This is a genomic window from Streptomyces sp. NPDC052064, from assembly GCF_055585925.1.
This window is the reverse complement of record NZ_JBVJJE010000006.1, coordinates 423,515-445,835: the sequence shown is the minus strand read 5'-3', so window position 1 is coordinate 445,835 and position 22,321 is coordinate 423,515. Positions and strand designations below refer to the sequence as shown.

Genomic DNA, 22,321 nt, shown 5'->3' with positions numbered 1-22,321 from the left:
GCCGCCGCCCGGGCGCGCCCGCTCACCGCCGGAGAGGTGTGTGCGCCGTCTCCGGCAGCCGCAGGTACACCAGCGACGACAGCAGGCAGAGCACCGCGACGTACCAGGGGAAGAGCCCGGCGTGGCCCACCTCCTTGAACAGCGTGCCCACGTACGGAGCCGTGCCGCCGAAGAGGGCGACCGTCAGCGAGTAGGGGAAGCCGATGCCGGCCGCGCGGACCCGGGGCGGGAAGATCTCGGCGTTCACGGCCGCGCTGATCGAGGTGAACCCGGTCAGCAGCACCATGCCCGCGCACTGCACGAGCAGCAGCACGGCGAACGAGTCGCGCAGGGCGTGCAGCAGGGGCACCGTGAGCAGGGCGAAGCCCAGGCCGAAGAAGAGGAGCAGGGGGCGGCGGCCGAAGCGGTCCGACAGGAGGCCGCCGAGCGGTTGCAGCAGGGCGAAGAAGGCCAGTGAGATCGTGCCCGCGAGCAGCGCGTCCGACTTCTCCAGCCCCGCGTTGAGTTCGGCGTACGTCGGCAGGTACGACGTCCACGTGTAGTAGGCGATGGTGCCGCCCGCCGTGATGCCGCCGATGAGGAGGGACTCGCGCGGGTGCCGCCGCAGCGCCTCGAACAGGCCGGGACGCGGCGCCTTCTGCTGCTCGGCGCTGCGGGTCTCCTGCGCGCCCTGCCGGATCCAGAAGCCGACCAGGCTCAGCACGGCCCCGAGGACGAACGGGACCCGCCAGCCCCAGCCGTTCATCTGCCCGTCGCTCAACGTGTCCACGAGCAGCGTGGCGATGCCGGAGGCGACGAGCTGCCCCACGGTCGTCGACACGTACTGGAAGCTGGAGAACAGACCGCGCCTGCCGGGACCCGCCGACTCGACCAGGAAGGTCGTCGAGGCCGCGAACTCGCCGCCCACGGACAGCCCTTGCAGCAGCCGCGCCAGGACGAGGATCACCGGCGCCAGCACGCCCACCGCCGCGTACGTCGGGGTCAGCCCGACCAGCAGGCTGCTGCCGCCCATCAGCAGGATGGTGACCGTCAACGCGGCCCGCCGCCCGTGCCGGTCCGCGACCGCGCCCATCAGCAGCCCGCCGACCGGCCGCATGAAGAAGCCCACCGCGAACACCGCGAACGTGGACAGCAGCGGTACCAGCGAGTTGTCCGCGCTCTTCGGGAAGACCTGGTCGGCGATGTAGGTCGCCAGGAACGTGTAGGCGTACCAGTCGTACCACTCCACGGCGTTGCCCACGGAGGCGGCGAGGAGCTGGCGGACGGGCCGTTTCGTCGGCGGGGAAACCGTCTGCGTCTCTGTCACGTCCATGACCCTCCCCTGACAGTGCCCCGGCACACCTCACGTACCGGCGACTTTCACACGAGTGTCACCGGCCCCTTCCTTGGCGTTTGGTGTCCCTGAAACACTCCTTCCGCGCAGATTCCGTCATGTTCCGGCCATCCCGTACCTCAGGATGAGAGGTCTGTCCTTCATGTCCGAAGTCAACCGGCGCCGCTTTCTTCAACTCGCGGGTGCCACCACGGCGTTCAGCGCGCTGTCCGCCAGCATCCAGCGCGCCGCCGCGCTCCCGGCCAATCACCGCACCGGGTCGATCGAGGACGTCGAGCACATCGTCGTCCTCATGCAGGAGAACCGCTCCTTCGACCACTACTTCGGCACCCTGAGAGGCGTCCGAGGCTTCGGCGACCCGCGCCCGGTCGCCCTCGACAACGGCAAACCGATATGGCACCAGGAGAAGGACGGCAAGGAGATCCTGCCCTTCCATCCGGACGCCGACGATCTCGGCATGCAGTTCCTGGAGGGCCTGCCGCACTCCTGGCCCGACGGCCACCAGGCCTACAACGGCGGCAAGTACGACAAGTGGGTGCCCGCCAAGGGCACCACGACCATGGCGTACCTGACCCGCGAGGACATCCCCTTCCACTACGCCCTCGCCGACGCCTTCACCGTCTGCGACGCCTACCACTGCTCGTTCATCGGCTCCACCGACCCGAACCGCTACTACATGTGGTCCGGGTACACGGGCAACGACGGCACCGGCGGCGGCCCGGTCCTCGGCAACGACGAACTCGGGTACGGCTGGACGACCTACCCCGAGCGCCTGGAGCGGGCCGGCATCTCCTGGAAGATCTACCAGGACATCGGCGACGGCCTCGACGCGAAGGGCTCCTGGGGCTGGATCGAGGACGCCTACCGCGGCAACTACGGCGACAACTCCCTGCTGTACTTCAACAAGTACCGCGGCGCGAAGCCCGGCGACCCCTGGTACGACAAGGCCCGCACCGGCACGAACGCCAAGGCCGGCGACGGCTACTTCGACGTGCTGAAGGCCGACGTCAAGGCCGGCAAGCTGCCGCAGATCTCCTGGATCGCCGCCCCCGAGGCCTTCAGCGAGCACTCCAACTGGCCGTCGAACTACGGCGCCTGGTACATCGCGCAGGTCCTGGACGCCCTCACCTCCAACCCGGAGGTCTGGTCGAAGACGGCCCTGCTCATCACCTACGACGAGAACGACGGCTTCTTCGACCACGTCGTGCCGCCCCTCCCGCCGAAGGACGCCTCACGCGGCCGGTCCACCGTCGACGTCTCCCTCGACCTCTTCCCGGGCGACAGCAAGAACACGGCCGGCCCTTACGGCCTCGGCCCCCGGGTGCCGATGCTGGTCGTCTCGCCGTGGAGCAAGGGCGGATACGTCTGCTCCGAGACGTTCGACCACACCTCGATCCTGCGGTTCATGGAGCGCCGCTTCGGCGTGCGCGAGACCAACATCTCGCCATGGCGCCGGGCGATCTGCGGGGACCTGACCTCCGCGTTCGACTTCTCCCGCAAGGACACGCGGCCCGCCCCGCTGCCCGGCACCGACGAGTACGAGCCGCAGGACCGCGAACGCCACCCCGACTACCGTCCTACCCCGCCCGCCGACCCGCGCATGCCCCGGCAGGAACGCGGCCTGCGCCGCGCCCGGCCGTTGAAGTACGCCCCGCACGTGGACGCCTCGGTCGACGCGGCGGCCGGGAAGCTCACCCTCGCCTTCGCCTCCGGGTCGAAGGCCGGCGCCGCCTTCCACGTCACCTCCGGCAACCGCACCGACGGCCCCTGGACCTACACCACCGAGGCCGGCAAGACGCTCTCCGACACCTGGAACTCGGACTGGTCGGCGGGCTCGTACGACCTGACCGTGCACGGCCCGAACGGCTTCGTGCGGGTCTTCAAGGGGGCGAACGAGACGGCCGGCTGCGAGGTCACCGCACGCCACACCGGTGACGACATCGAGTTGACCTTCACCAACAAGGGCTCCGGCACGGCCCGGCTGAAGCTGTCCAACGGCTACGGAGGCCGGCCCTCGACCGTCACCGTCCGCCCGGGCGCGAAGGTGCGGCGGACCGTCGAGCTCGCCGCCTGCCGCCGCTGGTACGACCTGACCGTCACCGCCGAGGGCGACGCGGCGTTCCTGCGGCGGTTCGCGGGACACGTCGAGAACGGTCAGCCGAGCGTGAGCGACCCGGCGATCATCACCGTGTAGCCGTGGTGAGGTGCCCCGGATCGAGCGGCCGGGGCACCAACGCCGGTTCTGCCGCGGCCGAACCGGGTTCCAGGGCCAGGACAGCGGCCACCGGATGGTCGTCGTCCGCCGGGGCGTCCGCGGGCGTCGCCCGACTGAGCAGCACCACGCCCCAGGACGCCAGGCCGCCCCCGGCGAGCGCGAGCAGCACGCCCGCCGGGCCGCCCTGGAGGCGTTCGCCCAGCAGCGACAGGCCGATCACCGCGGCGGCCAGCGGGTTGGCCAGGGTCACCACCGCGAGCGGGCCGCCGAGACCGCCCCGGTAGGCCGTCTGTGACAGCAGCAGCCCGCCGGCCGCGAAGGCCGCCACGAGCAGCGCCACCCCGACCACCTGGACGCTCAGCAGCGGACCGGACCGTTCCGTCGCGGCCACCGTCACGGTCTGCGTGAGGGCCGAGGCCACCCCGGAGGCCACGCCGGACGCGCTCGCGTGCCGCAGCCCCGGGCGGGCGCCCGGCCGGGACAGCACCCCGATGAGGGTCGCGGTGGCGCCCGCGACCGCCAGCGCCTCGGGAACGCTCAGCACGTCGTCGGGCGCCGGACCGGACGCCGTGACCAGGATCGCGCCCAGGCCGAGCAGCGTCAGCGCGGTGCCCCGCCACTCGACGGCGCTCACCCGCCGCCCCGCGAGCCGCGCCCCCATGGGCACCGCCGCGACCAGGGTGAGCGCGCCGAGCGGCTGGACCACGGTCAGCGGGCCGTACTTCAGCGCCACGACGTGCAGCAGCGCGGCAGCCGCGTTCAGTCCGACCGACCACCACCAGGCGCCACTGCCGAGCAGCCGCAGCGTGCCCGCACCGGGCGAGCGGGAGGCGAGCCGCTCCTGGGCGACCGCCGCGGCCGCGTAGGCGACGGCGGAGACGAGGGACAGGAGCACGGCGACGAGGACGGCGCTCATCGGCCCGCCCCCGCCAGCGCCTGCTTCTCGGCCCGTGCCTGGGCTGGGGTCTGGGCCCGGGCCGGTACGAGCCTGCCCTGCGCGCGGCCCGCCGTCGTCGCCGTGCGGTGCGGCGAGCGAAGCGAGACGGGGGTCCCCCCGGACGAAGTCTGGGGGAGGATCGCCGCGAGTGCGAGACCCAGGAGCGCCGTCGCCACGATCGCGTCGAGCCAGTAGTGGTTCGCGGTGCCGACGATCACCAGCAGCGTCAGCAGGGGATGCAGCAGCCACAACCAGCGCCACCGCGAACGGGTCGCCACGATCAGGCCGACCGCCACCATCAGCGCCCAGCCGAAGTGCAGCGACGGCATCGCCGCGAACTGGTTCGACAGGGAGTCGGTCGCGGGACTGCCGTACACCGACGGGCCGTACACCCGCGCCGTGTCCACCAGGCCGGTCGCGGCCAGCATGCGCGGCGGGGCGAGCGGGAACAGCAGGTGCAGCACCAGGGCGGCGGCGGTGACCGCGGCCAGGACCCGGCGGGCCCACACGTAGTGGGCCGGGCGGCGCAGGTAGAGCCAGATCAGGAAGGCGGCGGTGGCCGGGAAGTGGACGGCCGCGTAGTAGGTGTTCGCGAGGTGCACCAGGCCGTCGCCGTGCAGCAGCAGGGACTGCACCGCCCCCTCGCCGGGCAGCCGGACCGCTCGTTCGACGTCCCACACGCGGTACGCGTTGTGGAAGGCCTCGCCGGTGTGGCCCGTGGCCAGCTGCCGGCCGGCCTTGTAGACGAGGAAGAGCCCTGCGACGAGCAGGAGCTCCCGGACGAGCGGCGGTCGCGCTGTCGCGTCGGATCCCGCCGGCGCAGGCTCGGTGCGGGCATTCATCCCCCGGCCCTTTCGCTCATGGTGCTGCTGTTATCGGTACGAGTGCGTACCGATACGGCAGTGTACCGATACGGTCACGTACCGGTACACTGGCGTATCGATAGACGAACGACACACCGCCGGCCGGGAATTTTCCGACCGCCCGAGGAAACCAGGAGCACAGTCCATGACGTCGCAGGCTGCGGACCGACCCGAGCCGGTCGGTGCCTCGCGCCGCTCCAAGATCACGCCCGAGCGTGAGCAGGAGTTCTACGACGCCGTGCTGGAGCAGCTCCGCGAGTGCGGCTACGACTCCGTCACCATGGAGGGGATCGCGGCCAGCACCCGGTGCAGCAAGTCCACGCTCTACCGTCAGTGGAAGACCAAGCCCCAGTTCGTGGCGGCGGCGCTGCGCTCCCACCGGCGGACGCGCTGCATCGACACCGGCTCGCTCGCGGACGACCTGCGCGAGGCCGCCCGGGCGGCGGGCGAGCTGTCGGGCCGGGACACCAAGCTGCTCCAGGCGCTCGCCCATGCCGCGCCCCAGGACCCCGAGTTGCAGCGCGCGTTGCGCGAGGCGCTGGTCGAACCGGAGATCGCCGCGCTGAGGGAGATCATCCGGCGCGGGGTCGAAAGGGGGGAGGTGCCCGCCGATCATCCGGCGCTGGAGTACATCCCCGCGCAGATGTTCGGCGTCCTGCGCATCCGGCCCGTCCTGGAGGGCGAGGACGCGGACCCGGACTATCTGGTCCGGTTCGTGGACGCGGCCGTGCTGCCGGCACTCGGCCTCACCTGAGACGCGGGCCGCCGTCCACGGATGACCGGACGGAGACCCGACCGCGCCGACCCGTGGGGACGGGGGCGGCGCGCACGCCCGGCCGGGTGGGGCTCCCCTGTGAGCGGCGGGGGCGCCCCACCCGGCCGATCGCTGATCGGCGGACGGTTGTTCCCTGTCAGACGTCCTGGCCGTTGCCGCCACCCGTCGACACCTTGATGCCCTTGGCGATCTCGTCCAGGACGGACTCCTTCTGGTCGGCGTCGATGCCGAAGCGCACGACGACCATCTGCTTGGCGTTCGCGGGGGAGGGGAACGCGAGCGACTCCACGATGCCGTCGGCGCCCTTGCTCGTGACGGCCTTCCAGCGGACCAGATAGCCCTTCTGCCCGGCCACGGTCACGGACTTGGCGGCCAGCACGTCGTGGGAGGTGATCCCGCCGTAGGACTTGCCGCCGTAGGACTCCTCGGCGTTCGCCGCGATGTCCGCCTTGGCGATCTCCTCGGCGGTGCTGCCCTTGGTGCCGAGGGCCAGGGCCGGGGCCGAGTAGGCTCCGCCCTTCGTGCAGGTCGAGGTGGTGTCGCCGGGGCACTTGTAGGAGTCGTCGGACGTCACCTGCGCGCCGACCGTGGCCTTCTGGCCGTACCAGCCCTTCGGTACCGGCAGGCTGATCCCGTTGACCGCGTCGGTCACCGACCCGCTCCTGATCTTCGGCGGCTCGGACTGCTCGGGCGACGGACTCGGCCCACCTGAGCCGCCGTCCCTGCCGGAACCGCCGGATCCGCCCGGCCCGCCGAACGGCCCGCCCTGGCCCCCGGGTCCGCCCGGGCCGCCCGGTCCCTGAGAGGTGGCGGAACCGCCGTCCGAGCCGCCCTTGTCGGTCAGCGCGTACACGCCGACACCGATGCTGGCGAGCACGACGACGGCTGCCGCCACGGCTGTCCCGATCCGCAGCCCTCGTCCTCGGCCGGCGGCCGGAGGCGTGGCGGGGTAGGCGGGATACCCGGGAGCGGCCGGATAGCCGGCGCCGGGCGGATTCCCGGTGCCGCCTGGATACCCGGCGGCCGGCGGTTGTCCGGCATTGCCCGGATACCCGAAGGCTCCTGGGGCACCGGCACCAGCCGGATTCCCGGTGGCCGGCGGTTGTCCGGCATCGCCCGGATGCCCGAAGGCTCCTGGGGCACCGTCACCGGCACCGGCACCGGTCGGCTCCTCGGTGCCCGCCGGACTTCCGGCGGCTCCCGGTTTTCCGGCATGGCCCGGATGCCCCGAGTCTCCTGGGGAACCGGCACCGGCACCGGTCGGCTCCCCGGTGCCAGCCGGATTCCCGGCGGCTCCCGGCGCCTTGGCCTCAGCCGGCTGCCCGGCCCCACCCGGGTTCCCGGGGGCTCCCGGCGTTCCGGCGTCAGCCGCCTGCCCAGCGGCATCCGGAGGCCCTGCGGACGACGTATCCCTCGCGGATGACATATCCCTCGCGGACGATGTATCCCCCGAGGGCGCCGGATCCCCCGACGGCGCACCACCGGGGGCCGGGTCCGTCGGGGAGGGCCCCGTCGGCGGCTGCGTAGGGGGACCCCAGATCGCGGCCGGGTCCGCCGGACGGATGCGGTCCGTCCAGGTCTTGCCGTCCCACCAGCGCTCGGTGGCGGGCCCGTCACTTTTCTGTCCGGGGTCGGGGTACCACCCGGGAGGAGTCTCCTGCGTCATGCCCCCACCGTATGAGGCGTCGGTGAAAGTGGCATGAGAGGAGCCGAACGGATCGCGTCAGTCCAGCAGCAGGCGCGTCGGCCCCCGGTCGGCCGGCGGGGGAAGCCGCAGCCCGTCCCGGCCCGGGGTCACCGACCCGAGCACGCTCGGATGCCGGGCACCGGTGCTCGCGGGCTCGGTGCCGGGCAGGCTGTGCAGGGTCAGGAACCCCAGGACCGCGAAGGCGTACGCCTCCTTCGCGTCGGACGGCAGCCCCAGTTCGCCCGAGGTGCGTACCGCCACCCCCGGCAGCAACTCCCCGAGCATCCCGATCAGCACCGGGTTGCGGGTCCCGCCGCCCGAGGCGACGACCTCCGTCGCGCCCACCGACCGCACGGCGTCCGCCACCGTCCGGGCCGTGAGCATGGTCAGGGTGGCGACGACGTCCTCGGCGGGCAGGGTCCCGAACCCGGCCAGCGCGTCCCGCAGATGACCGAGGTGGAACAGCTCCTTGCCCGTCGTCTTGGGCGCGGGCAGCGCGTAGTACGGCTCCTCCAGCAGCCGGTCCAGCAGCGGCCCGTGCACCCGGCCGCGGCCGGCCAGGGCCCCGTCCGTGTCGTAGGCCAGGGCCCCGCCGCTGAAGCCCCGGGCCGCCGCGTCGATCAGCGCGCAGCCCGGCCCGGTGTCGAAGGCGGTCCCATCGGGCGCGGTGAGGTTGGCGATACCGCCGAGGTTGAGTGCGACGGGCCTGCCCGGCCGGCCGCGCAGCCACAGCAGGTCGACCAGGCTGACCAGCGGGGCGCCCTGCCCGCCGGCGGCGATGTCCCGCGGCCGGAAGTCGGCGACCACGGGCAGCCCGGTCGCCTCGGCGATCCACGCCGGCTGCCCGAGCTGGAGCGTGCCGTGCACCTTTTTCTCTGCGACCCAGTGGTAGACGGTCTGTCCGTGCGAGGCCACCAACTCGGCCCTCCCCTGGCACAGTTCCCGGTCCGCCCGGGCCGCGGCGGCCGCGAAGGCCTGCCCGATGAGGGTGTCCAGCCGGCACACCTCGCCCAGGGTGGTCGTGCCCGGCGGCAGGGCGGCGGCCAGGCTCTCGCGCAGTTCACCGTCGTACGGCTCGCTCACCATGCCGAGCGGTTTCAGCACGAGGCTGTCGCCGGCGAGGTCCAGATCGGCCGCCGCCGCGTCGATGGCGTCGTACGACGTCCCGGACATGAGACCGATCACCCGCATCCGTTCACCCGCATCCGTTCACCCGCATCCGTTCACCCGCATCCGAGAGCCGCATCCGATCAACCAGCCTTCTCCTCCGCCGTGTTCGCCACCCTCACCCGCCGACCGGACAGCGTGAGCAGCGCAGGCACGCTCACCGCGCACGTCGCCGCCGCGTAGTACGCGGGGATGTCGATGTTCCCCGTCCGTTCGATCGTCTCCGTGATGATGAGCCCGGCGCACCCCGAGAACACCGCATTGGACAGCGCGTAGGCGAGTCCCAGCCCCGTGTAGCGCACGCGGGTCGGGAACATCTCCGACAGCATCGCCGGACCCGGCCCGGCCATCAGACCCACCACCGCACCCGCGCCGAACACCGCCACACCCTTCACGGTGTTCGAAACGCCGGACTCCTGGAGAAGGTCGAGCAGCGGCACCGCGAGGACCACCACCAGCACCGCGCCCGTCAGCATCACCGCCCGCCGCCCCAGCAGGTCGCTGAGCAGCCCCGCCGGCACGATCGTCACCGCGAAGCCCAGGTTGGCCAGCACGGTGGCGACCAGCGCCTGCTGAAAGGTCGCGCCCAGCGAACTCTGGAGATACGAGGGCAGCACGACGAGGAACGTGTAGCCGGCCGCGGCCCAGCCCATGATCCGCCCCGCGCCCAGCGCGATGGCCCTGACGACCTCGCGCGGGGGAGGCGTCTCCCGTGACGCCTCCGCCACGAACGCAGGTGTCTCGTCCAGCCGCAGCCTCAGCCACAGCGCCCCCAGCCCCAGCGGCAGCGTCAGCAGGAACGGCAGCCGCCATCCCCACGCGCCCAGCTGCTCCTCCGTCAGCACCGTGGCGAGCAACGCCGCCGCGCCCGCACCGGCCAGCAGCCCCAGCGCCACCGTGAACGACTGCCACGACCCGTACAGCCCCCGTCGTCCCGGCGGCGCGAATTCCGTCATCACCGAGACCGCTCCGCCGAACTCCCCGCCGGCCGACAACCCTTGGAGCACTCGCAGGAACGTCAGCAGCCAGGGCGCCAGGGCACCCGCCTGCGCGTACGTCGGCAGCGCGCCGATCAGCGTCGTCGCGACCGTCATCAGCGTGATCACCAGGACCAGCACCGGACGACGGCCGACCCGGTCGCCCAGGTGTCCGAAAAGCGCCGCACCGACGGGCCGGAAGAAGAACGCCAGCGCGAACGACGCGTACGTCTTCACCAGCCCCTCGACCTCGCTGCCGCCCTCCGGCGTGAAGAACCGCGCCGCGATGATCGTCGCGAAGTAGCCGTAGACGCCGAACTCGTACCACTCGATGAAGTTGCCCACCGACCCCGCGACCAGCGCCCGGCGGTCGCGCCGTGTGTCCGTTTCCTGGTGAATGAACGTCATCTCCCTTGTCCCGGTGTGCCGTTGACCCGAAGGAAGCTGGTGGCGGGAGCGCCGCGTCGTCCGTCCGCACTCCGTGTCACCCGTCACGGCAACAGGTGCCCGGTCCACCCTCCACTCAGGCAACCGGAGGGCTACGCTCGACGTCTGTACGTCGTTCGGGCGACTTGGGGAGGTAGTGGGATGACGGAGGTACGGCCCACGGCCGGCGCCTCTTCCCTGTGGGAGCGCGACGAGGAAGTCGCCGCCGTCGCGCGGGCGGTCGACCGCCTGTGCGCGGCTCGCTCCTCCTCCGGCGGACTGCTGGTCTTCCGCGGCGAGGCCGGACTCGGCAAGACCGCGCTGCTGGCTGAAACCCGCCGCATCGCCGAGGCACGCGGCTGCACGGTCTGGTCGGCACGCGGCAGCGAGATCCTCAGGTCGGTCCCCTTCAACGTCGTACGGCAGTTACTGCAACCCGCGCTGATGTCGATGCTGCCCGAAGAGGCACGCGAGTACCTCGGCGACTGGTACGACATCGCCGGCCCCGCCCTCGGCATAGCGGACCCCAGCGACCGGCAGGCCGACCCGCAGGGCGTGTGCGACGGCCTGGTCGCCGCCGTGCGCCGGCTCTCCCGCCGGGACTGGCCGCTGGTGCTGCTGGTCGACGACGCCCACTGGGCCGACCAGGAGACCCTGCACTGGCTTGCCGCGTTCGCCGAGCGCCTCGACGAGCTGTCCGTCCTGGTCGTGGTCACCCGCCGCCCGGGCGAGGTCTCCGGCGCGAGCACCCGGCACCTCGACACCATCGCCGCCGCCGCGGACGGCCCCGTCACGACCCTCAGCGCCCTCACCCCGGACGCGACGGCCGGACTCACCCGCGCCACCCTGGGCGAGCACGCCGACGCCGCGTTCTGCCGCGAGGTCTGGGCCGTCACCGCCGGCAACCCTTACGAGACCGTCGAACTCCTCGCCAAGGTGCGGGACAGCGAACTCGAACCGGTCGAGGCCAGGGCCGGGGACCTGCGCGAGCTGAACCGCTCGGCCCGCGGCGGCGGCGTCGTCGCCCGCCTGGAGGAACTCGGCGTCGACGCGACGAGGTTCGCCTGGGCCGCCGCCATCCTCGGCACCGGCATCTCCATCGACCTGGTCGCCAAGCTCGCCACCCTGCGGCCCGACGACGCTCGCCGCTGTGCCGAACTGCTGCGCACCGCCCGCATCCTCACCGCCCCCGACCCGACGACCGGCCGCACCGGCGAAGGCGACCTGGAGTTCGTCCACCCGCTGATCGCCACCGCCGTCTACGACTCCATCCCCGGCGCCCTGCGCACCGCCATGCACGGCATCGCCGCCCGCATCGTCACCGACGAGGGACACGGCGCCGCGGCCGCCGCCCGTCACCTCCTCCAAGTCCACCCGGACGACGACGAGGAACTCGTCGGGCAACTGCGCGAAGCCGCCCGCGAGCACCTCGCCGTCGGCGCACCCGACGCCGCCCGCCGCTGCCTGGAGCGCGCCCTGAAGGAACCGCCCCGGCCCGAAACGCACCCCCACGTGCTGTACGAACTCGCCGAGGCCACCTTCCTGACCGCGCCCGCCCGCACCATAAGCCAGCTGCGGGCCGCGCTCGGCATGCCCGGCCTCGACGGCGACAAACGCGTGGACGCCGTCTTCCGGCTCTCCCAGGCGCTGCTCCACAACGACCAGTTGGAGGAGGCCGTCCGCACGGTCGAGGCGGAGGCCGCCCGGCTCCCGACCGGTCCCGCCCGGATGCGGCTCCAGGCCGTGCACTTCATGTGGGAGGGCATACACGCCGGCGAGGCCACCTCACCCGACCGCTGCCGGCGGCTCGCCGACCTCGCCCGCACCTGCACCGGCCGGGACAACTCCGAACGCGCGCTGCTCATCCTGCGTGGCTTCGACGCCCTGATGCACGGCGAGAACGCCGAGGAGGTCGTCGAACTGTGCGACCGCGCCCTCGTCAACGGCCGCCTGGCCCCCGGGCTCGGCTGGACCGACACCGAGTGGGGCATCGAACTGCTGCTGATGCTGGCCAACGCGTACGCCTTCACCGACCGCCTCGACCGCGCCGAGACCCTCTACAACGAGGCCCTGCGCGCCTACGAGACCGCCGGCTGGAGCGGCGGCCACCTCGCCCTGGCCCACGCCTACGTCGGGCTCGGCCACCGCAGGCGGGGGCGGCTGAAGGATGCGGAGGCGTCCCTGCGCGAGTCGCTGCGCCTCGCCGAGCGCGTCGGCCGCCGCCTGCCCCTGCACTGGACCGCGACCTGCAACCTCGTCGACACGCTGCTCGCCCGCGGCCATGTCGAGGAGGCCTGGGAGGTCGCCGAACGGTACGGCTTCGCCCCGCCCTACCCGTCCACCATCGTCCTGCCGGACCCACGCTCGGTGCGTGGCCGACTGCTGCTGGCCGTCGGCCGCACCAAGGACGGCGTCAACGAACTGGAGGCCGCCGAGAAGGCGGCGGCGGCGCGCGGGCACCACAACCCGGTGCTCGTCCCTTGGGCGGCCGACCTCGCCCGGGTCTTGGCCACCGAGGACCCGGCCCGCGCCGCCCGGCTCGCCGTGGACGTCCGCCGCCAGGCCGAGCGCTTCGGCACGGACACCGCCATAGGGGAGGCCCTGCGCTGCGCCGCCGCCCTGGAGACCGGCCAGCGCGCGGTCCGCCTCGCCGCCCAGGCCGTCGCCTACCTGGAGTCCTCGCCCTGCCAGTACGAGCACGCGGCGGCCCGCATCGAGTACGGCATCGCGGCCCGCTCGGCGACCGACCTCGTCCGCGGCCTGGACCTGGCGGTCTCCTGCGGCGCGGACGGACTGGCGGAACGGGCACGGGCGGCGCTGAAGGCGGGCGCCGGACCCGGGTAGCTCAGGCGCCGAGCAACTGGTCGGTCACCGCGGCGAGTCGCTTGCGCACCTGGGCGTCGTACGCCGCCTCATGTGCCCGCGCCGCACGGGTGCCGTCGAAGTAGCGTCCCGAGCCGACGTCCTGGGTGGCCGGCGCGAGCACGCCCGGGGCGCCGTCGGCGACCGTGTGCCGGGGCGGGAAACCGCCGTCGCGGACCATCGCGGTGTCCATGTGGGTCGCGGGGTGCAGCACGTTCACCGCCACGCCGCTGCCCTCGAGTTCCTCGGCCAGGCCGAAGGTGTACGCGGCGAGGGCGAACTTGCTCCGGCAGTACGCCGACAGGCCCGTGTAGCGACGGGTCAGCTCCGGGTCGGAGAAGTCGACGGGCTGCTGGCCGGCCGAGCCGACATTCACGATCCGCGCGGGCGCGTTGGCGCGCAGCACCGGCAGCAGGGCGCGCGTCAGCATCACCGGCGCCAGATAGTTCACCGCCAGCCGCAGCTCGTGCCCGTCGGCGCTCAGCTCCCGCCCGGACCCGGGCGGACCGGCGCCCACGGCCGCGTTGTTGATCAGCACGTCCAGCTCGGGATGCGCGTCCCCGACATGCGCGGCGAGCTCCCGCACCTGCGCGAGCGAGGCGAGGTCGGCGACGAACCCCTCGGCGTCGCCCTCGGCCCGCAGCTCCTCGACGAGCCGCCCCGTACGGCCCTCGTCGCGGCCGTGGACGAGGACGACGTGCCCGGCGCGGACCAGCTCGAAGGCGACGTACCGGCCGAGCCCCGAGGTGGCGCCGGTGAGCAGCATGGTGGACATGCCTCCACCGTAGGCACGAGGCGGAGGCATCCGCGAGGCACGGCCGAGCCCACGACCAGCAGGATCACCCTGCCGTGCCGTCCTCCTCCGCCAGCACCCGCTGGGCCGTCGCGAACGCCGAGTTCGCCGCCGGCACCCCGCAGTACACCGCCGTCTGGAGCAGCACCGCGCCGATCTCCTCCGGTGTGAGCCCGTTGCGGCGCGCCGCCCGGACGTGCATGGCCAGTTCGTCGTAGTGGCCGTGCGCGACCAGCGCGGTGAGGGTGATCATGCTGCGCTCTCGGCGCGACAGCGTCGTGTCGGTCCAGATCTCGCCCCAGGCGTAGCGCGAGATGAAGTCCTGGAAGCGCGCCGTGAACGGGGTCTGCCGGGCCTGCGCCCGGTCGACGTGCGCGTCGCCGAGCACCTCGCGCCGCACCTCCATACCGCGCCCGGCGGGCCCGCCGAAGTGTGCGCGCAGCGCGGTCAGCACCGCCTCCGGGCACTGCGCGGGCGCCAGGTGCGAGGCGCCCGGGATCTCCACGAGCGCCGCGCCCGGCACAGTGTCCGCGATCTCCCGCAGATGCGCGGGCGGCGTCGCCGGATCGTCCCGTCCGGCCACCAGCAGGGTCGGTACGGCGATCTCGGGCAGCCGGTCCCGCAGATCGAACGCGGCGAGCGCGTCACAGCAGGCGGCGTACGCGTCCGGGTCGGCGCGACGGTGGTCGTCCACCAGCTCCGGCACGGTGAAACCGGAGGTGAACCAGCGCGCTTCCGCACTCTCCGCCAGCCCGGCCAGCCCTTCCCGCCGCACCAGCGCGGCCCGCTCCTCCCAGGGCTTCGTTCCGTTGAAGTGCGCGGAGGAGCAGATCACGGCGAGGGACGACAGCCGCTCCGGACGGTGTACCGCGAGGTGCAGCCCCACGGCCCCGCCCAGCGACACACCCGCGTACGCGAACCGTTCGATGCCGAGCGAGTCGGCGAGCGCCAGCACCAGGCCGGCGAGGTCACCGACCGTCGCGCCCGCCCCGATGAGATCGGCCGCCGAACCGCCGTGTCCCGGCAGATCCCAGCGGACCACCCGATGGGCGATCGACAGCTCGGGGGCCACCTTGTCCCACAGGGCGTTCGACGTGCCGAGGGAGGGGCCGAGCAGCAGCGGGGGCGCGGAAGTGGGCCCTTCGGCACGGTGGTCGAGGAGTTTCAACGTCGCTCCAGAGCACGGTCGGTGAGGGCTCCGGCGGAGCCGGTGTAGTGGGTGGGATCGAGGTCGACGTCCGCCAGCTCCGGTGCCTGGGAGAGCGGGCGCCCCTCGGAGGCCAGCCGGGTGAGGAGTTCCTTGGCGCGGGCGCGGCCCAGCACCGGGGCCAGTTCGGCGGACAGCCGCTCGGAGACGATCAACCCATGAGTGAGGTCCAGGTGTTCGCGCATGACCTCGGGCCTGACCCGCAGTCCCTCCGCCAGCTCGACGGCGTCCCGGGCGGCCCCGCCCACCAGCCGCAGCAGGTCCCGCAGCGGCTCCCACTCCGCGTGCCAGGCCCCGGCCGGCCGCTCGTCCTCCGCCTCCAGCGATCCGTACAGCGTGGCCGCGAGCTGCGGTGCCCGCCGCGCGGCGGAGGCGATGAGGGTGGAGCGTACGGGATTGGACTTGTGCGGCATGGCGGACGAACCCCCGCCACTGCCCTCCGCGACCTCGGCGATCTCGGTGCGGGACAGGGTGAGGACGTCCACGGCGAGCTTGCCGAGCGCGCCCGCCGTGAAGGCGAGGCACCCGGCGAGATCGGCGACGGGCGTCCGCAGGGTGTGCCAGGGCAGATCGGGTGCGCGGAGGCCGAGTTCACGGGCGTAGGCCGCAGGCAGCGCGGCCGGATCGCTCGCGCCGTACGCCCCGATGGCCGCCAAGGTCCCTGCCGCGCCACCGAGTTGGGCGGGCAGCGACTCTCTCACGGCCCTCACCCGGTCCCGCGCGTCAAGGACGAGCGCCCGCCATCCGGCAGCCTTCAGCCCGAACGTCGTCGGCACGGCGTGCTGGGTGAGCGTCCGCCCCGGCATCGCGGTGTCCCGGTGCTCGGTGGCCAGCCGCGCCAGCGCCCGTTCCGTGCGGCCGAGATCGGCGAGGACCAGGTCCACGGTGCGCACGGCGACCAGCATCGTCGCGGTGTCCATGATGTCCTGGCTGGTCGCGCCCCGGTGGACGTAGGGGCCGTACTCCTCGCCCACCGCCTTCGTCAGCTCCGCGACCAGGGGAATGACGGGGTTTCCGCCCGCGCGGGCCCGCTCGGCGAGGGACCGGACGTCGAAGGCGCCGGCGTCGGCCGCCTCGGTCACCGCCGTCGCCGCCTCGGCGGGGGCCAGCCCGAGCGCCGCCTGGGCCCGGGTCAGCGCGGCCTCCGCGTCGAGCAGGGCCCGCAGATACGCGTGGTCGCTCGTGGCGGACGCGGCCGCCGAGCCGGCCCATCCGGGGGAGAGCAGGCCGGTGTCGCCAGGGGCAGCTGTCACTGGAACTCCAGGAAGACCGTCTCGCCTTCGCCCTGAAGGCGGATGTCGAAACGGTACGTGCCGCCCGCCTCCTCCAGGGCGATCAGCGTGTCGCGGCGTCCGTCCTCCAGCCGGGACAGCAGCGGATCGGCGGCGAGCACCGCCTCGTCGCCCGGCAGGTAGATGCGGGTGTACAGGTGCACGAGCAGCCCGCGCGCGAAGACGCACACACTGATGTACGGGGCGCTCCGCCCGCGCGCACCGGGCCGCAGGGTACGCGCGTACCAGTGGCCGTTCGCATCGGTCTGGATACGTCCCCAGCCCGTGAACTCCACGCCGTTGCGCCCCAGGAAGCCGCCCGACGCCGGGTCGCGGCGCATCGAACCGTCCGCCGTCGGCACGTTGCCGTCCGGGTCCGCTCCCCACAGCTCGATCAGGGCGTCCGGCAGCGGATCGCCCTCGCCGTCGGTGACGTACCCGTGCACGGTGACCGTGTCCGGATGCCCGAGGGGCGCGATGTCCTCGCCGCCGCGGAACGGCAGGGCATGACCGTAGAACGGGCCGACGGTGTGTGACGGGGTGGGCAGCACGCTCTCCGGCCTGCTGGTGTCGATCTTCGTCATGGCAGGTCAGCGCCCTTCTTCGATCCAGGTGGCGTTCGGGCCGTCCAGCACGATGTCCCAGTGGTAGCCCATCGAGAACTCCGGCACCGACAGGCCGTGGTCGTACGTCGCGACCAGCCGCTGCCGGGCCGCGTCGTCGGTGACCGACTGGATGATCGGGTCGTAGGGGAACAGCGGGTCGCTCGGGAAGTACATCTGCGTCACGAGCCGCTGGGTGAACGCCGTACCGAAGAGCGAGAAGTGGATGTGCGCGGGCCGCCAGGCGTTGAGGTGCTGGCGCCACGGGTACGGGCCCGGCTGGACGGTGGTGAAGTGGTAGCGGCCCTCGCCGTCGGTGAGCGTGCGGCCCACGCCGGTGAAGTTCGGGTCCAGCGGGGCGTCGTGCTGCTCGCGCTGGTGGGTGTAGCGGCCGGCCGAGTTGGCCTGCCAGATCTCCACGAGCTGCCCGCGCACCGGGCGGCCGTCGCGGTCCAGGAGCCGGCCGGAGACGGTGATGCGCTCGCCGATCGGCTCGCCGTCGTGCTGCCGGGTGAGGTCGTTGTCGATCTCGGTGATGTCCCGCTCCCCGAAGGCCGGTGAGGCCAGCTCCACCAGCTCCGGGTCCTTGCCGACGTCGATCGTGACCGGCGGCTGCTTCGGGTGCCGGAGCACCGAGGAGCGGTACGGGGCGTAGTCGCGACGCGGCTGGTGCTCGACGGGCCCGCCGTCGGCGAGCCGCTTCTCGTACGCGGCGCGCTCGGCCGCGATCTCCTGGTCGATGTCGTGCTGAGTGAGAGTCATGGGGATCCTGCGTTTCGTTAACGTTCGAGGACAAGGGCGAGGCCCTGTCCCACTCCGATGCAGAGCGTGGCAACACCGACACCACCGCCACGCCGGGCCAGCTGATGGGCAACCGTGCCGGCAAGCCGAGCACCGGACGCACCGAGCGGATGGCCGAGCGCGATCGCACCACCCTGCGGATTGAGGATCGCGGGATCGAACTCGGGCCACTCGGCCACACACCCCAGCACCTGCGCGGCGAAGGCCTCGTTCAGCTCCAGCACGGACAGGTCGTCAAAGCCCTTGCCGGCCTTGGCCAACGCCCGGTTTACGGCCTCGACGGGCGCCAGCCCGAAGTAGTGCGGGTCGATCGCGGAGACGCCGGTGGCGGACACCCGGGCCAGCGGCTCGCGCTCAGTGACCTTCAGCCCCTCCTCATCGACGAGCAGCAGCGCGGCCGCACCGTCGTTGAGTGGCGAGGCATTGCCCGCCGTCACCGTGCCGCCCTCCTTACGGAACGACGGCTTCAGCCCGGCCATCGCCCCCAGGGAGGCATCCGGACGCACACACTCGTCGGCGGCGAAGGCGACCGGGTCGCCCTTGCGCCGCGGGATCGCCACGGGCGCCAGCTCGGCATCGAACAAACCGGCCCGCTGAGCCTGTGCGGCCTTCTCATGGGAGGCCAGCGCGAACTCGTCCTGCTGCTCCCGGCCGATCTTGTGCTTGTCGGCGATGAGCTCCGCGCTCTCGCCCAGCGGGATCGTCCACTGCGGCTCCATGCGCGGGTTGACCATGCGCCAGCCGAGGGTCGTGGAGTACAGCTCGGTGTGCCCGGCCGGGAAGGGCTTGTCGCTCTTCGGCAGGACGTAGGGCGCCCGGGTCATCGACTCGACCCCGCCGGCCAGCGCGATCGAGGCGTCGCCGACGGCGATGGCGCGGGCTGCCTGGATCAGGGCTTCCAGGCCGGACGCGCACAGCCGGTTGACGGTCACGCCCGGTACGGAGGTGGGCAGGCCCGCGAGGAGGGCGGCCATCCGGCCGACGTTGCGGTTCTCCTCACCGGCGCCGTTGGCGTTGCCGAAGTACACGTCGTCGATGCGAGCCGGGTCCAGCTCCGGTGTGCGGGCGAGGAGTTCGCGGATGGCGTGCGCGGCCAGGTCGTCGGGGCGCACTCCGGCCAGTGAGCCGTTGTAGCGGCCGATCGGCGTGCGGACCGCGTCGACGATGTAGACGTCCTTCACTTCACGCCTCCGGCACGGTCAGTTCGGCGTCGGTCTTGGCGACGATCTCGGCGGCGGTCACGCCCGGCGCGGTCTCGACCAGGACGAGCCCGTCGTCGGTGATGTCGAGGACACCGAGGTCGGTGATGATCCGGTTCACGCACCCCTTGCCGGTCAGCGGCAGGGCACACTCGGTGAGGATCTTCGGCGAGCCGTCCTTGGCGGTGTGCGTCATGACGACGACGACCGTACGGGCGCCGTGCACCAGGTCCATCGCCCCGCCGATCCCGGTGATCAGCTTGCCGGGGATGGCCCAGTTGGCCAGGTCGCCCCGCTCGGACACCTGCATGGCACCGAGCACGGCCACGTCGATGTGCCCGCCCCGGATCATCGAGAAGGACAGCGCCGAGTCGAAGAAGGACGCGCCCGGCAGGACCGTCACCGTCTCCTTCCCGGCGTTGATCAGGTCCGGGTCGACGGCGTCCTCGGTCGGGTAGGGGCCCGTGCCCAGGATGCCGTTCTCCGACTCGAGGACGACCTCGACGCCCTCGGGGAGGTAGTTCGGGATGAGCGTGGGCAGGCCGATGCCGAGATTGACGTACTGGCCGTCCCTCAGCTCCCGCGCCGCCCGTGCGGCCATCTCCTCGCGACTCCAGGCCATCAGGACCTCACCGTCCGCTGCTCGATCTTCTTGTCCGCCGCCTGCCGAGGGGTGAGCGCGAGCACGCGCTGCACGAAGATGCCGGGCAGATGCACCGCGTCCGGGTCGATCTCGCCGGGCTCCACCAGCTCCTCCACCTCGGCGATCGTGACCCGCCCGGCCATCGCGGCCAGTGGGTTGAAGTTCCGGGAGGACTTACCGAAGACCAGGTTGCCGTGCCGGTCGCCCTTCGCCGCCCGGACCAGGGCGAAGTCGGTGCGGATGCCCCGCTCCAGCACGAACTCCGTGCCGTCGAACTCGCGGACCTCCTTCGGAGGCGAGGCCACCGCGACACCCCCGGAGCCGTCGTAGCGCCACGGCAGCCCGCCCTCGGCGACCTGCGTGCCCACCCCGGCCGGGGTGTAGAAGGCGGGGATCCCGGCGCCGCCGGCCCGCAGCCGCTCGGCCAGCGTGCCCTGCGGGATCAGCTCGACCTCCAGCTCACCGGCCAGGTACTGCCGGGCGAACTCCTTGTTGGCGCCGATGTAGGAGCCCGTCACCCGGGCGATGCGGCCGGCGGCCAGCAGGATGGCCAGGCCCGACTCCATCGCCCCGCAGTTGTTGGAGACCACCGACAGCCCGGCCACCCCGCGCTCGTACAGCGCCGCGATCAGCACGTTCGGCACACCGCTCAGCCCGAAACCGCCCACCGCGAGCGACGCGCCGTCCGGGACGTCGGCCACCGCCTCCAGGGCTGTGGCGACCACCTTGTCCATCCGAGAAGCCCCATCTCTTCCGAGCGTCCCGACCGTATTTAGTCAGGGCACTGAGTATTTCCCGCGAAGCTTCCCTCACGCTGCCACCGGGACGGCAAGGCGTCAAGACCTCGGACTTTCTGCCGTTGGCCCCTCGAGCGGGCGGGAGACAGCCCCGAAGTGGCCGGGTATTGTTCAGTGCACCAACGAAAATGAGCGAGGGGTGCACATGGCGGCGGCGGACCTCACCACCCACCCCGGACACCTGGCCCGGAGGCTCCAGCAGGCGCACTACCTGCTGTGGAACACGATGGTCTCCGAGGAGATCACCTCGCCCCAGTACGCGGTCCTCAACACGCTCGTCGCCGAGCCGGGGCTGGACCAGCGCACGGTGGGGGAGCGGGTGGGCCTGGACCGGTCGACCATCGCCGAGGTGATCAGCCGGCTCGGCCGGCGCGGACTTCTCGACAAGGTCCGCGACCCGGAGGACGGCCGCCGTTTCCTGCTGCGTCTCACGGAGGAGGGCGTGCGCACCCACCGCAAGCTGACCGTGCGCACCGCCCGGATGAACCAGGTGTTCCTCGCCCCGCTGACCGCCGAGGAGCGGACGGTGTTCTTCGACCTCATCCGGCGTGTCGCGGACGCGGCCGAGGGGCTGCGGAACCCGGGGGAGTCCCTGGCGGCGCCCCGCTGACGGGCGCGGCCCGCAGGTCAGGGCGCCTCGGCGTACACCACCCACGTCTGGCCCTTCGCGAAGTTCACCGGTGTGCCGTCGCCGGTGGTGAACGCCGTGCCGTCCGTGGCGTCCTCGCGCTTCCAGTTCACGTCGTAGGCCCGTCCGTCGCGCAGCACCTTGGCCTTCCCGGAGCCCACCGTCTCGGTGTACGGCGTGTTGTTGCCGAGGAAGTCCCGGAAGGCGGACTCGCGCACCTTCACGTACTGCACGACGACCGTCGCGGCCGCCATCCGCTTCCCGCCGGCCGTCGTGGCGGGCGCGCCGTCCATGCCGACCAGCCAGCGGTCCCGGGAGTCCGACCAGGTGAAGGTGAAACGGGCCGCCGGGTAGCGCACCGTCTGCGACGTCGTCGCCGTGCCGCCGGCCGGGGCGGAGCCGTAGCGGAAGCCGGTGGTCAGGGCGGCCCTGCCCGGGGCCTCGGGGACGATCCGCTCGGGCCGCAGATAGAGGTTGTGCGGCGCGGGCTTGCCGGAGCCGCGGAAGAAGGCGTCGGAGGCGCTGCCCGGCGTCTCCGCCCGCAGCGGTGCCCTGTCGATCTGCGGCAGGAGCTTCTTCTGTGCGCCGGAGAAGGCGAGCGTGGGCCGGTCGAACTGGCGCAGCAGTTCCAGATCCGACTCGCGTGCGCTGCGCACCGGGCCGACGGTCTTCGGCAACTGCGTCGCGTACACCGCCATCAGCCGGCTCAGCCCGCCCTCGACCTGCTCCGCGTACACGACGTCCGCGGCGTCGAGGCCGGTGTGCGGCCGGGCCGCGGCGGCGTTGTCGAGTTTGACGGCGAGCACGGAGGAGCCGGTCGCCGATGCCGATGTGCCCTGCTCCGACTCGCTGGAGGATCCCCGGCCGTCGTCGCCGGCACCGCCCCCGCTGAGGCAGCCCGCCGCCAGGGCGGCCGTCACCGTGGCGGCCAGCAGCGCCGCTGTCGTCGCGGCGCGCCGTCCGCGTGCCCCTCGTTCCCTGCCCACCGTCGCCACCGGCCTCATGTCATCAATGTGGCTTAATTGTGTACTTATATGCCCACTCGTGGCTATGCTCGATCGTTTTTGACGGAGGGTTTCCACTTCATTCGCTGGTCGGCTCAAGGTTCAGGGCGGGACGCCCGGGTACCCGGGCCTCG

18 protein-coding genes and 2 pseudogenes are annotated in these 22,321 nt (G+C 72.7%); 4 read left to right on the top strand and 16 right to left on the bottom strand.

What is annotated here, in order from left to right; genetic code table 11:
* Positions 1-22 precede the first annotated feature (22 nt).
* Complete coding sequence (locus ACZ6TU_RS19130; protein ID WP_469549728.1) at positions 23-1,312, bottom strand: MFS transporter; 1,290 nt, start codon at positions 1,310-1,312, stop codon at positions 23-25.
* Between the two features lie 163 nt (positions 1,313-1,475).
* Here ACZ6TU_RS19130 and ACZ6TU_RS19125 point away from each other — a divergent pair, with 163 nt between their 5' ends.
* Positions 1,476-3,527, top strand: coding sequence for a phosphocholine-specific phospholipase C (locus tag ACZ6TU_RS19125; RefSeq protein ID WP_467670522.1), 2,052 nt, complete (start codon positions 1,476-1,478; stop codon positions 3,525-3,527).
* On the opposite strand, the gene ACZ6TU_RS19120 is transcribed toward ACZ6TU_RS19125, so the two are convergent.
* Together ACZ6TU_RS19120 and ACZ6TU_RS19115 are read right to left on the bottom strand one after the other, a co-directional pair.
* A complete protein-coding gene (locus ACZ6TU_RS19120; RefSeq protein WP_467670524.1) occupies positions 3,517-4,464 on the bottom strand; it encodes a DMT family protein in 948 nt (315 codons plus the stop codon). The two genes, ACZ6TU_RS19125 and ACZ6TU_RS19120, sit on opposite strands and share 11 nt — an antisense overlap.
* Positions 4,461-5,327: a phosphatase PAP2 family protein gene (locus ACZ6TU_RS19115; protein WP_469549724.1), complete on the bottom strand. Its 867-nt coding sequence runs from the start codon at positions 5,325-5,327 to the stop codon at positions 4,461-4,463. Before ACZ6TU_RS19115 ends, ACZ6TU_RS19120 begins: the two co-directional genes overlap by 4 nt.
* Positions 5,328-5,493: 166 nt before the next feature.
* Between ACZ6TU_RS19115 and ACZ6TU_RS19110 the strand changes: the two genes are divergently transcribed.
* Positions 5,494-6,102, top strand: a complete 609-nt coding sequence (locus ACZ6TU_RS19110; protein ID WP_469549722.1) for a TetR/AcrR family transcriptional regulator — start codon at positions 5,494-5,496, stop codon at positions 6,100-6,102.
* A 157-nt stretch (positions 6,103-6,259) separates the two neighbouring features.
* Here the strand turns inward: ACZ6TU_RS19110 and ACZ6TU_RS19105 are convergent.
* The 4 genes and pseudogenes from ACZ6TU_RS19105 to ACZ6TU_RS19090 all read right to left on the bottom strand — a co-directional run.
* Positions 6,260-7,261 (bottom strand): annotated as a pseudogene (locus tag ACZ6TU_RS19105) (hypothetical protein); the annotation flags it as partial.
* Between the two features lie 447 nt (positions 7,262-7,708).
* Positions 7,709-7,789 (bottom strand): annotated as a pseudogene (locus ACZ6TU_RS19100) (DUF2510 domain-containing protein); the annotation flags it as partial.
* A gap of 57 nt (positions 7,790-7,846) precedes the next feature.
* Positions 7,847-9,001: an anhydro-N-acetylmuramic acid kinase gene (locus ACZ6TU_RS19095; protein ID WP_467670530.1), complete on the bottom strand. Its 1,155-nt coding sequence runs from the start codon at positions 8,999-9,001 to the stop codon at positions 7,847-7,849.
* Between the two features lie 59 nt (positions 9,002-9,060).
* Positions 9,061-10,362: an MFS transporter gene (locus ACZ6TU_RS19090; protein WP_469549718.1), complete on the bottom strand. Its 1,302-nt coding sequence runs from the start codon at positions 10,360-10,362 to the stop codon at positions 9,061-9,063.
* Between the two features lie 180 nt (positions 10,363-10,542).
* Here ACZ6TU_RS19090 and ACZ6TU_RS19085 point away from each other — a divergent pair, with 180 nt between their 5' ends.
* A complete protein-coding gene (locus ACZ6TU_RS19085) occupies positions 10,543-13,224 on the top strand; it encodes an ATP-binding protein (RefSeq protein WP_467670534.1) in 2,682 nt (893 codons plus the stop codon).
* Between the two features lies 1 nt (position 13,225).
* Here ACZ6TU_RS19085 and ACZ6TU_RS19080 read toward each other — a convergent pair whose 3' ends face one another.
* The 8 genes from ACZ6TU_RS19080 to ACZ6TU_RS19045 all read right to left on the bottom strand — a co-directional run bounded on the left by ACZ6TU_RS19080 (position 13,226) and on the right by ACZ6TU_RS19045 (position 20,492).
* Complete coding sequence (locus tag ACZ6TU_RS19080; protein WP_467670536.1) at positions 13,226-14,017, bottom strand: SDR family NAD(P)-dependent oxidoreductase; 792 nt, start codon at positions 14,015-14,017, stop codon at positions 13,226-13,228.
* A 64-nt stretch (positions 14,018-14,081) separates the two neighbouring features.
* Positions 14,082-15,203 carry a bifunctional 3-oxoadipate enol-lactonase/4-carboxymuconolactone decarboxylase PcaDC gene (gene pcaDC, locus ACZ6TU_RS19075; RefSeq protein WP_469549715.1) on the bottom strand — a complete coding sequence of 374 codons (1,122 nt, stop codon included), beginning with the start codon at positions 15,201-15,203 and terminating at the stop codon, positions 14,082-14,084.
* Complete coding sequence (gene pcaB / locus ACZ6TU_RS19070; RefSeq protein WP_467670540.1) at positions 15,200-16,495, bottom strand: 3-carboxy-cis,cis-muconate cycloisomerase; 1,296 nt, start codon at positions 16,493-16,495, stop codon at positions 15,200-15,202. Before pcaB ends, pcaDC begins: the two co-directional genes overlap by 4 nt.
* Positions 16,492-17,097 carry a protocatechuate 3,4-dioxygenase subunit alpha gene (pcaG, locus tag ACZ6TU_RS19065; protein ID WP_467670542.1) on the bottom strand — a complete coding sequence of 202 codons (606 nt, stop codon included), beginning with the start codon at positions 17,095-17,097 and terminating at the stop codon, positions 16,492-16,494. The genes pcaB and pcaG overlap by 4 nt, the downstream gene beginning before the upstream one ends.
* A gap of 6 nt (positions 17,098-17,103) precedes the next feature.
* Positions 17,104-17,877, bottom strand: a complete 774-nt coding sequence (pcaH, locus tag ACZ6TU_RS19060) for a protocatechuate 3,4-dioxygenase subunit beta (protein WP_467670544.1) — start codon at positions 17,875-17,877, stop codon at positions 17,104-17,106.
* Positions 17,878-17,894: 17 nt separating this feature from the next.
* Positions 17,895-19,097: a thiolase family protein gene (locus tag ACZ6TU_RS19055; protein ID WP_469549710.1), complete on the bottom strand. Its 1,203-nt coding sequence runs from the start codon at positions 19,095-19,097 to the stop codon at positions 17,895-17,897.
* Position 19,098: 1 nt separating this feature from the next.
* Positions 19,099-19,737: a CoA transferase subunit B gene (locus tag ACZ6TU_RS19050; RefSeq protein ID WP_467670548.1), complete on the bottom strand. Its 639-nt coding sequence runs from the start codon at positions 19,735-19,737 to the stop codon at positions 19,099-19,101.
* Complete coding sequence (locus tag ACZ6TU_RS19045) at positions 19,737-20,492, bottom strand: CoA transferase subunit A (protein WP_469549705.1); 756 nt, start codon at positions 20,490-20,492, stop codon at positions 19,737-19,739. The genes ACZ6TU_RS19050 and ACZ6TU_RS19045 overlap by 1 nt, the downstream gene beginning before the upstream one ends.
* Positions 20,493-20,700: 208 nt before the next feature.
* On the opposite strand from ACZ6TU_RS19045, the gene ACZ6TU_RS19040 reads away from it, so the two are divergent.
* On the top strand, positions 20,701-21,165 hold the full coding sequence (locus ACZ6TU_RS19040) for a MarR family winged helix-turn-helix transcriptional regulator (protein ID WP_467670552.1): 465 nt from the start codon (positions 20,701-20,703) through the stop codon (positions 21,163-21,165).
* Positions 21,166-21,182: 17 nt separating this feature from the next.
* Here ACZ6TU_RS19040 and ACZ6TU_RS19035 read toward each other — a convergent pair whose 3' ends face one another.
* Positions 21,183-22,187: a DUF3048 domain-containing protein gene (locus tag ACZ6TU_RS19035; RefSeq protein ID WP_467670554.1), complete on the bottom strand. Its 1,005-nt coding sequence runs from the start codon at positions 22,185-22,187 to the stop codon at positions 21,183-21,185.
* Positions 22,188-22,321: the final 134 nt, after the last annotated feature.

Bases quoted from the DNA above. Each gene is read 5' to 3' on its own strand.
- ACZ6TU_RS19095 (WP_467670530.1), bottom strand. From the start codon at position 9,001: ATGCGGGTGATCGGTCTCATGTCCGGGACGTCGTACGACGCCATCGAC.
- pcaG (WP_467670542.1), bottom strand. From the start codon at position 17,097: ATGACGAAGATCGACACCAGCAGGCCGGAGAGCGTGCTGCCCACCCCG.
- ACZ6TU_RS19080 (WP_467670536.1), bottom strand. From the start codon at position 14,017: ATGTCCACCATGCTGCTCACCGGCGCCACCTCGGGGCTCGGCCGGTAC.
- ACZ6TU_RS19120 (WP_467670524.1), bottom strand. From the start codon at position 4,464: ATGAGCGCCGTCCTCGTCGCCGTGCTCCTGTCCCTCGTCTCCGCCGTC.
- ACZ6TU_RS19125 (WP_467670522.1), top strand. From the start codon at position 1,476: ATGTCCGAAGTCAACCGGCGCCGCTTTCTTCAACTCGCGGGTGCCACC.
- ACZ6TU_RS19090 (WP_469549718.1), bottom strand. From the start codon at position 10,362: ATGACGTTCATTCACCAGGAAACGGACACACGGCGCGACCGCCGGGCG.
- pcaH (WP_467670544.1), bottom strand. From the start codon at position 17,877: ATGACTCTCACTCAGCACGACATCGACCAGGAGATCGCGGCCGAGCGC.
- ACZ6TU_RS19050 (WP_467670548.1), bottom strand. From the start codon at position 19,737: ATGGCCTGGAGTCGCGAGGAGATGGCCGCACGGGCGGCGCGGGAGCTG.
- ACZ6TU_RS19045 (WP_469549705.1), bottom strand. From the start codon at position 20,492: ATGGACAAGGTGGTCGCCACAGCCCTGGAGGCGGTGGCCGACGTCCCG.
- ACZ6TU_RS19085 (WP_467670534.1), top strand. From the start codon at position 10,543: ATGACGGAGGTACGGCCCACGGCCGGCGCCTCTTCCCTGTGGGAGCGC.
- ACZ6TU_RS19115 (WP_469549724.1), bottom strand. From the start codon at position 5,327: ATGAATGCCCGCACCGAGCCTGCGCCGGCGGGATCCGACGCGACAGCG.
- ACZ6TU_RS19035 (WP_467670554.1), bottom strand. From the start codon at position 22,187: ATGAGGCCGGTGGCGACGGTGGGCAGGGAACGAGGGGCACGCGGACGG.
- ACZ6TU_RS19040 (WP_467670552.1), top strand. From the start codon at position 20,701: ATGGCGGCGGCGGACCTCACCACCCACCCCGGACACCTGGCCCGGAGG.
- ACZ6TU_RS19130 (WP_469549728.1), bottom strand. From the start codon at position 1,312: ATGGACGTGACAGAGACGCAGACGGTTTCCCCGCCGACGAAACGGCCC.
- ACZ6TU_RS19110 (WP_469549722.1), top strand. From the start codon at position 5,494: ATGACGTCGCAGGCTGCGGACCGACCCGAGCCGGTCGGTGCCTCGCGC.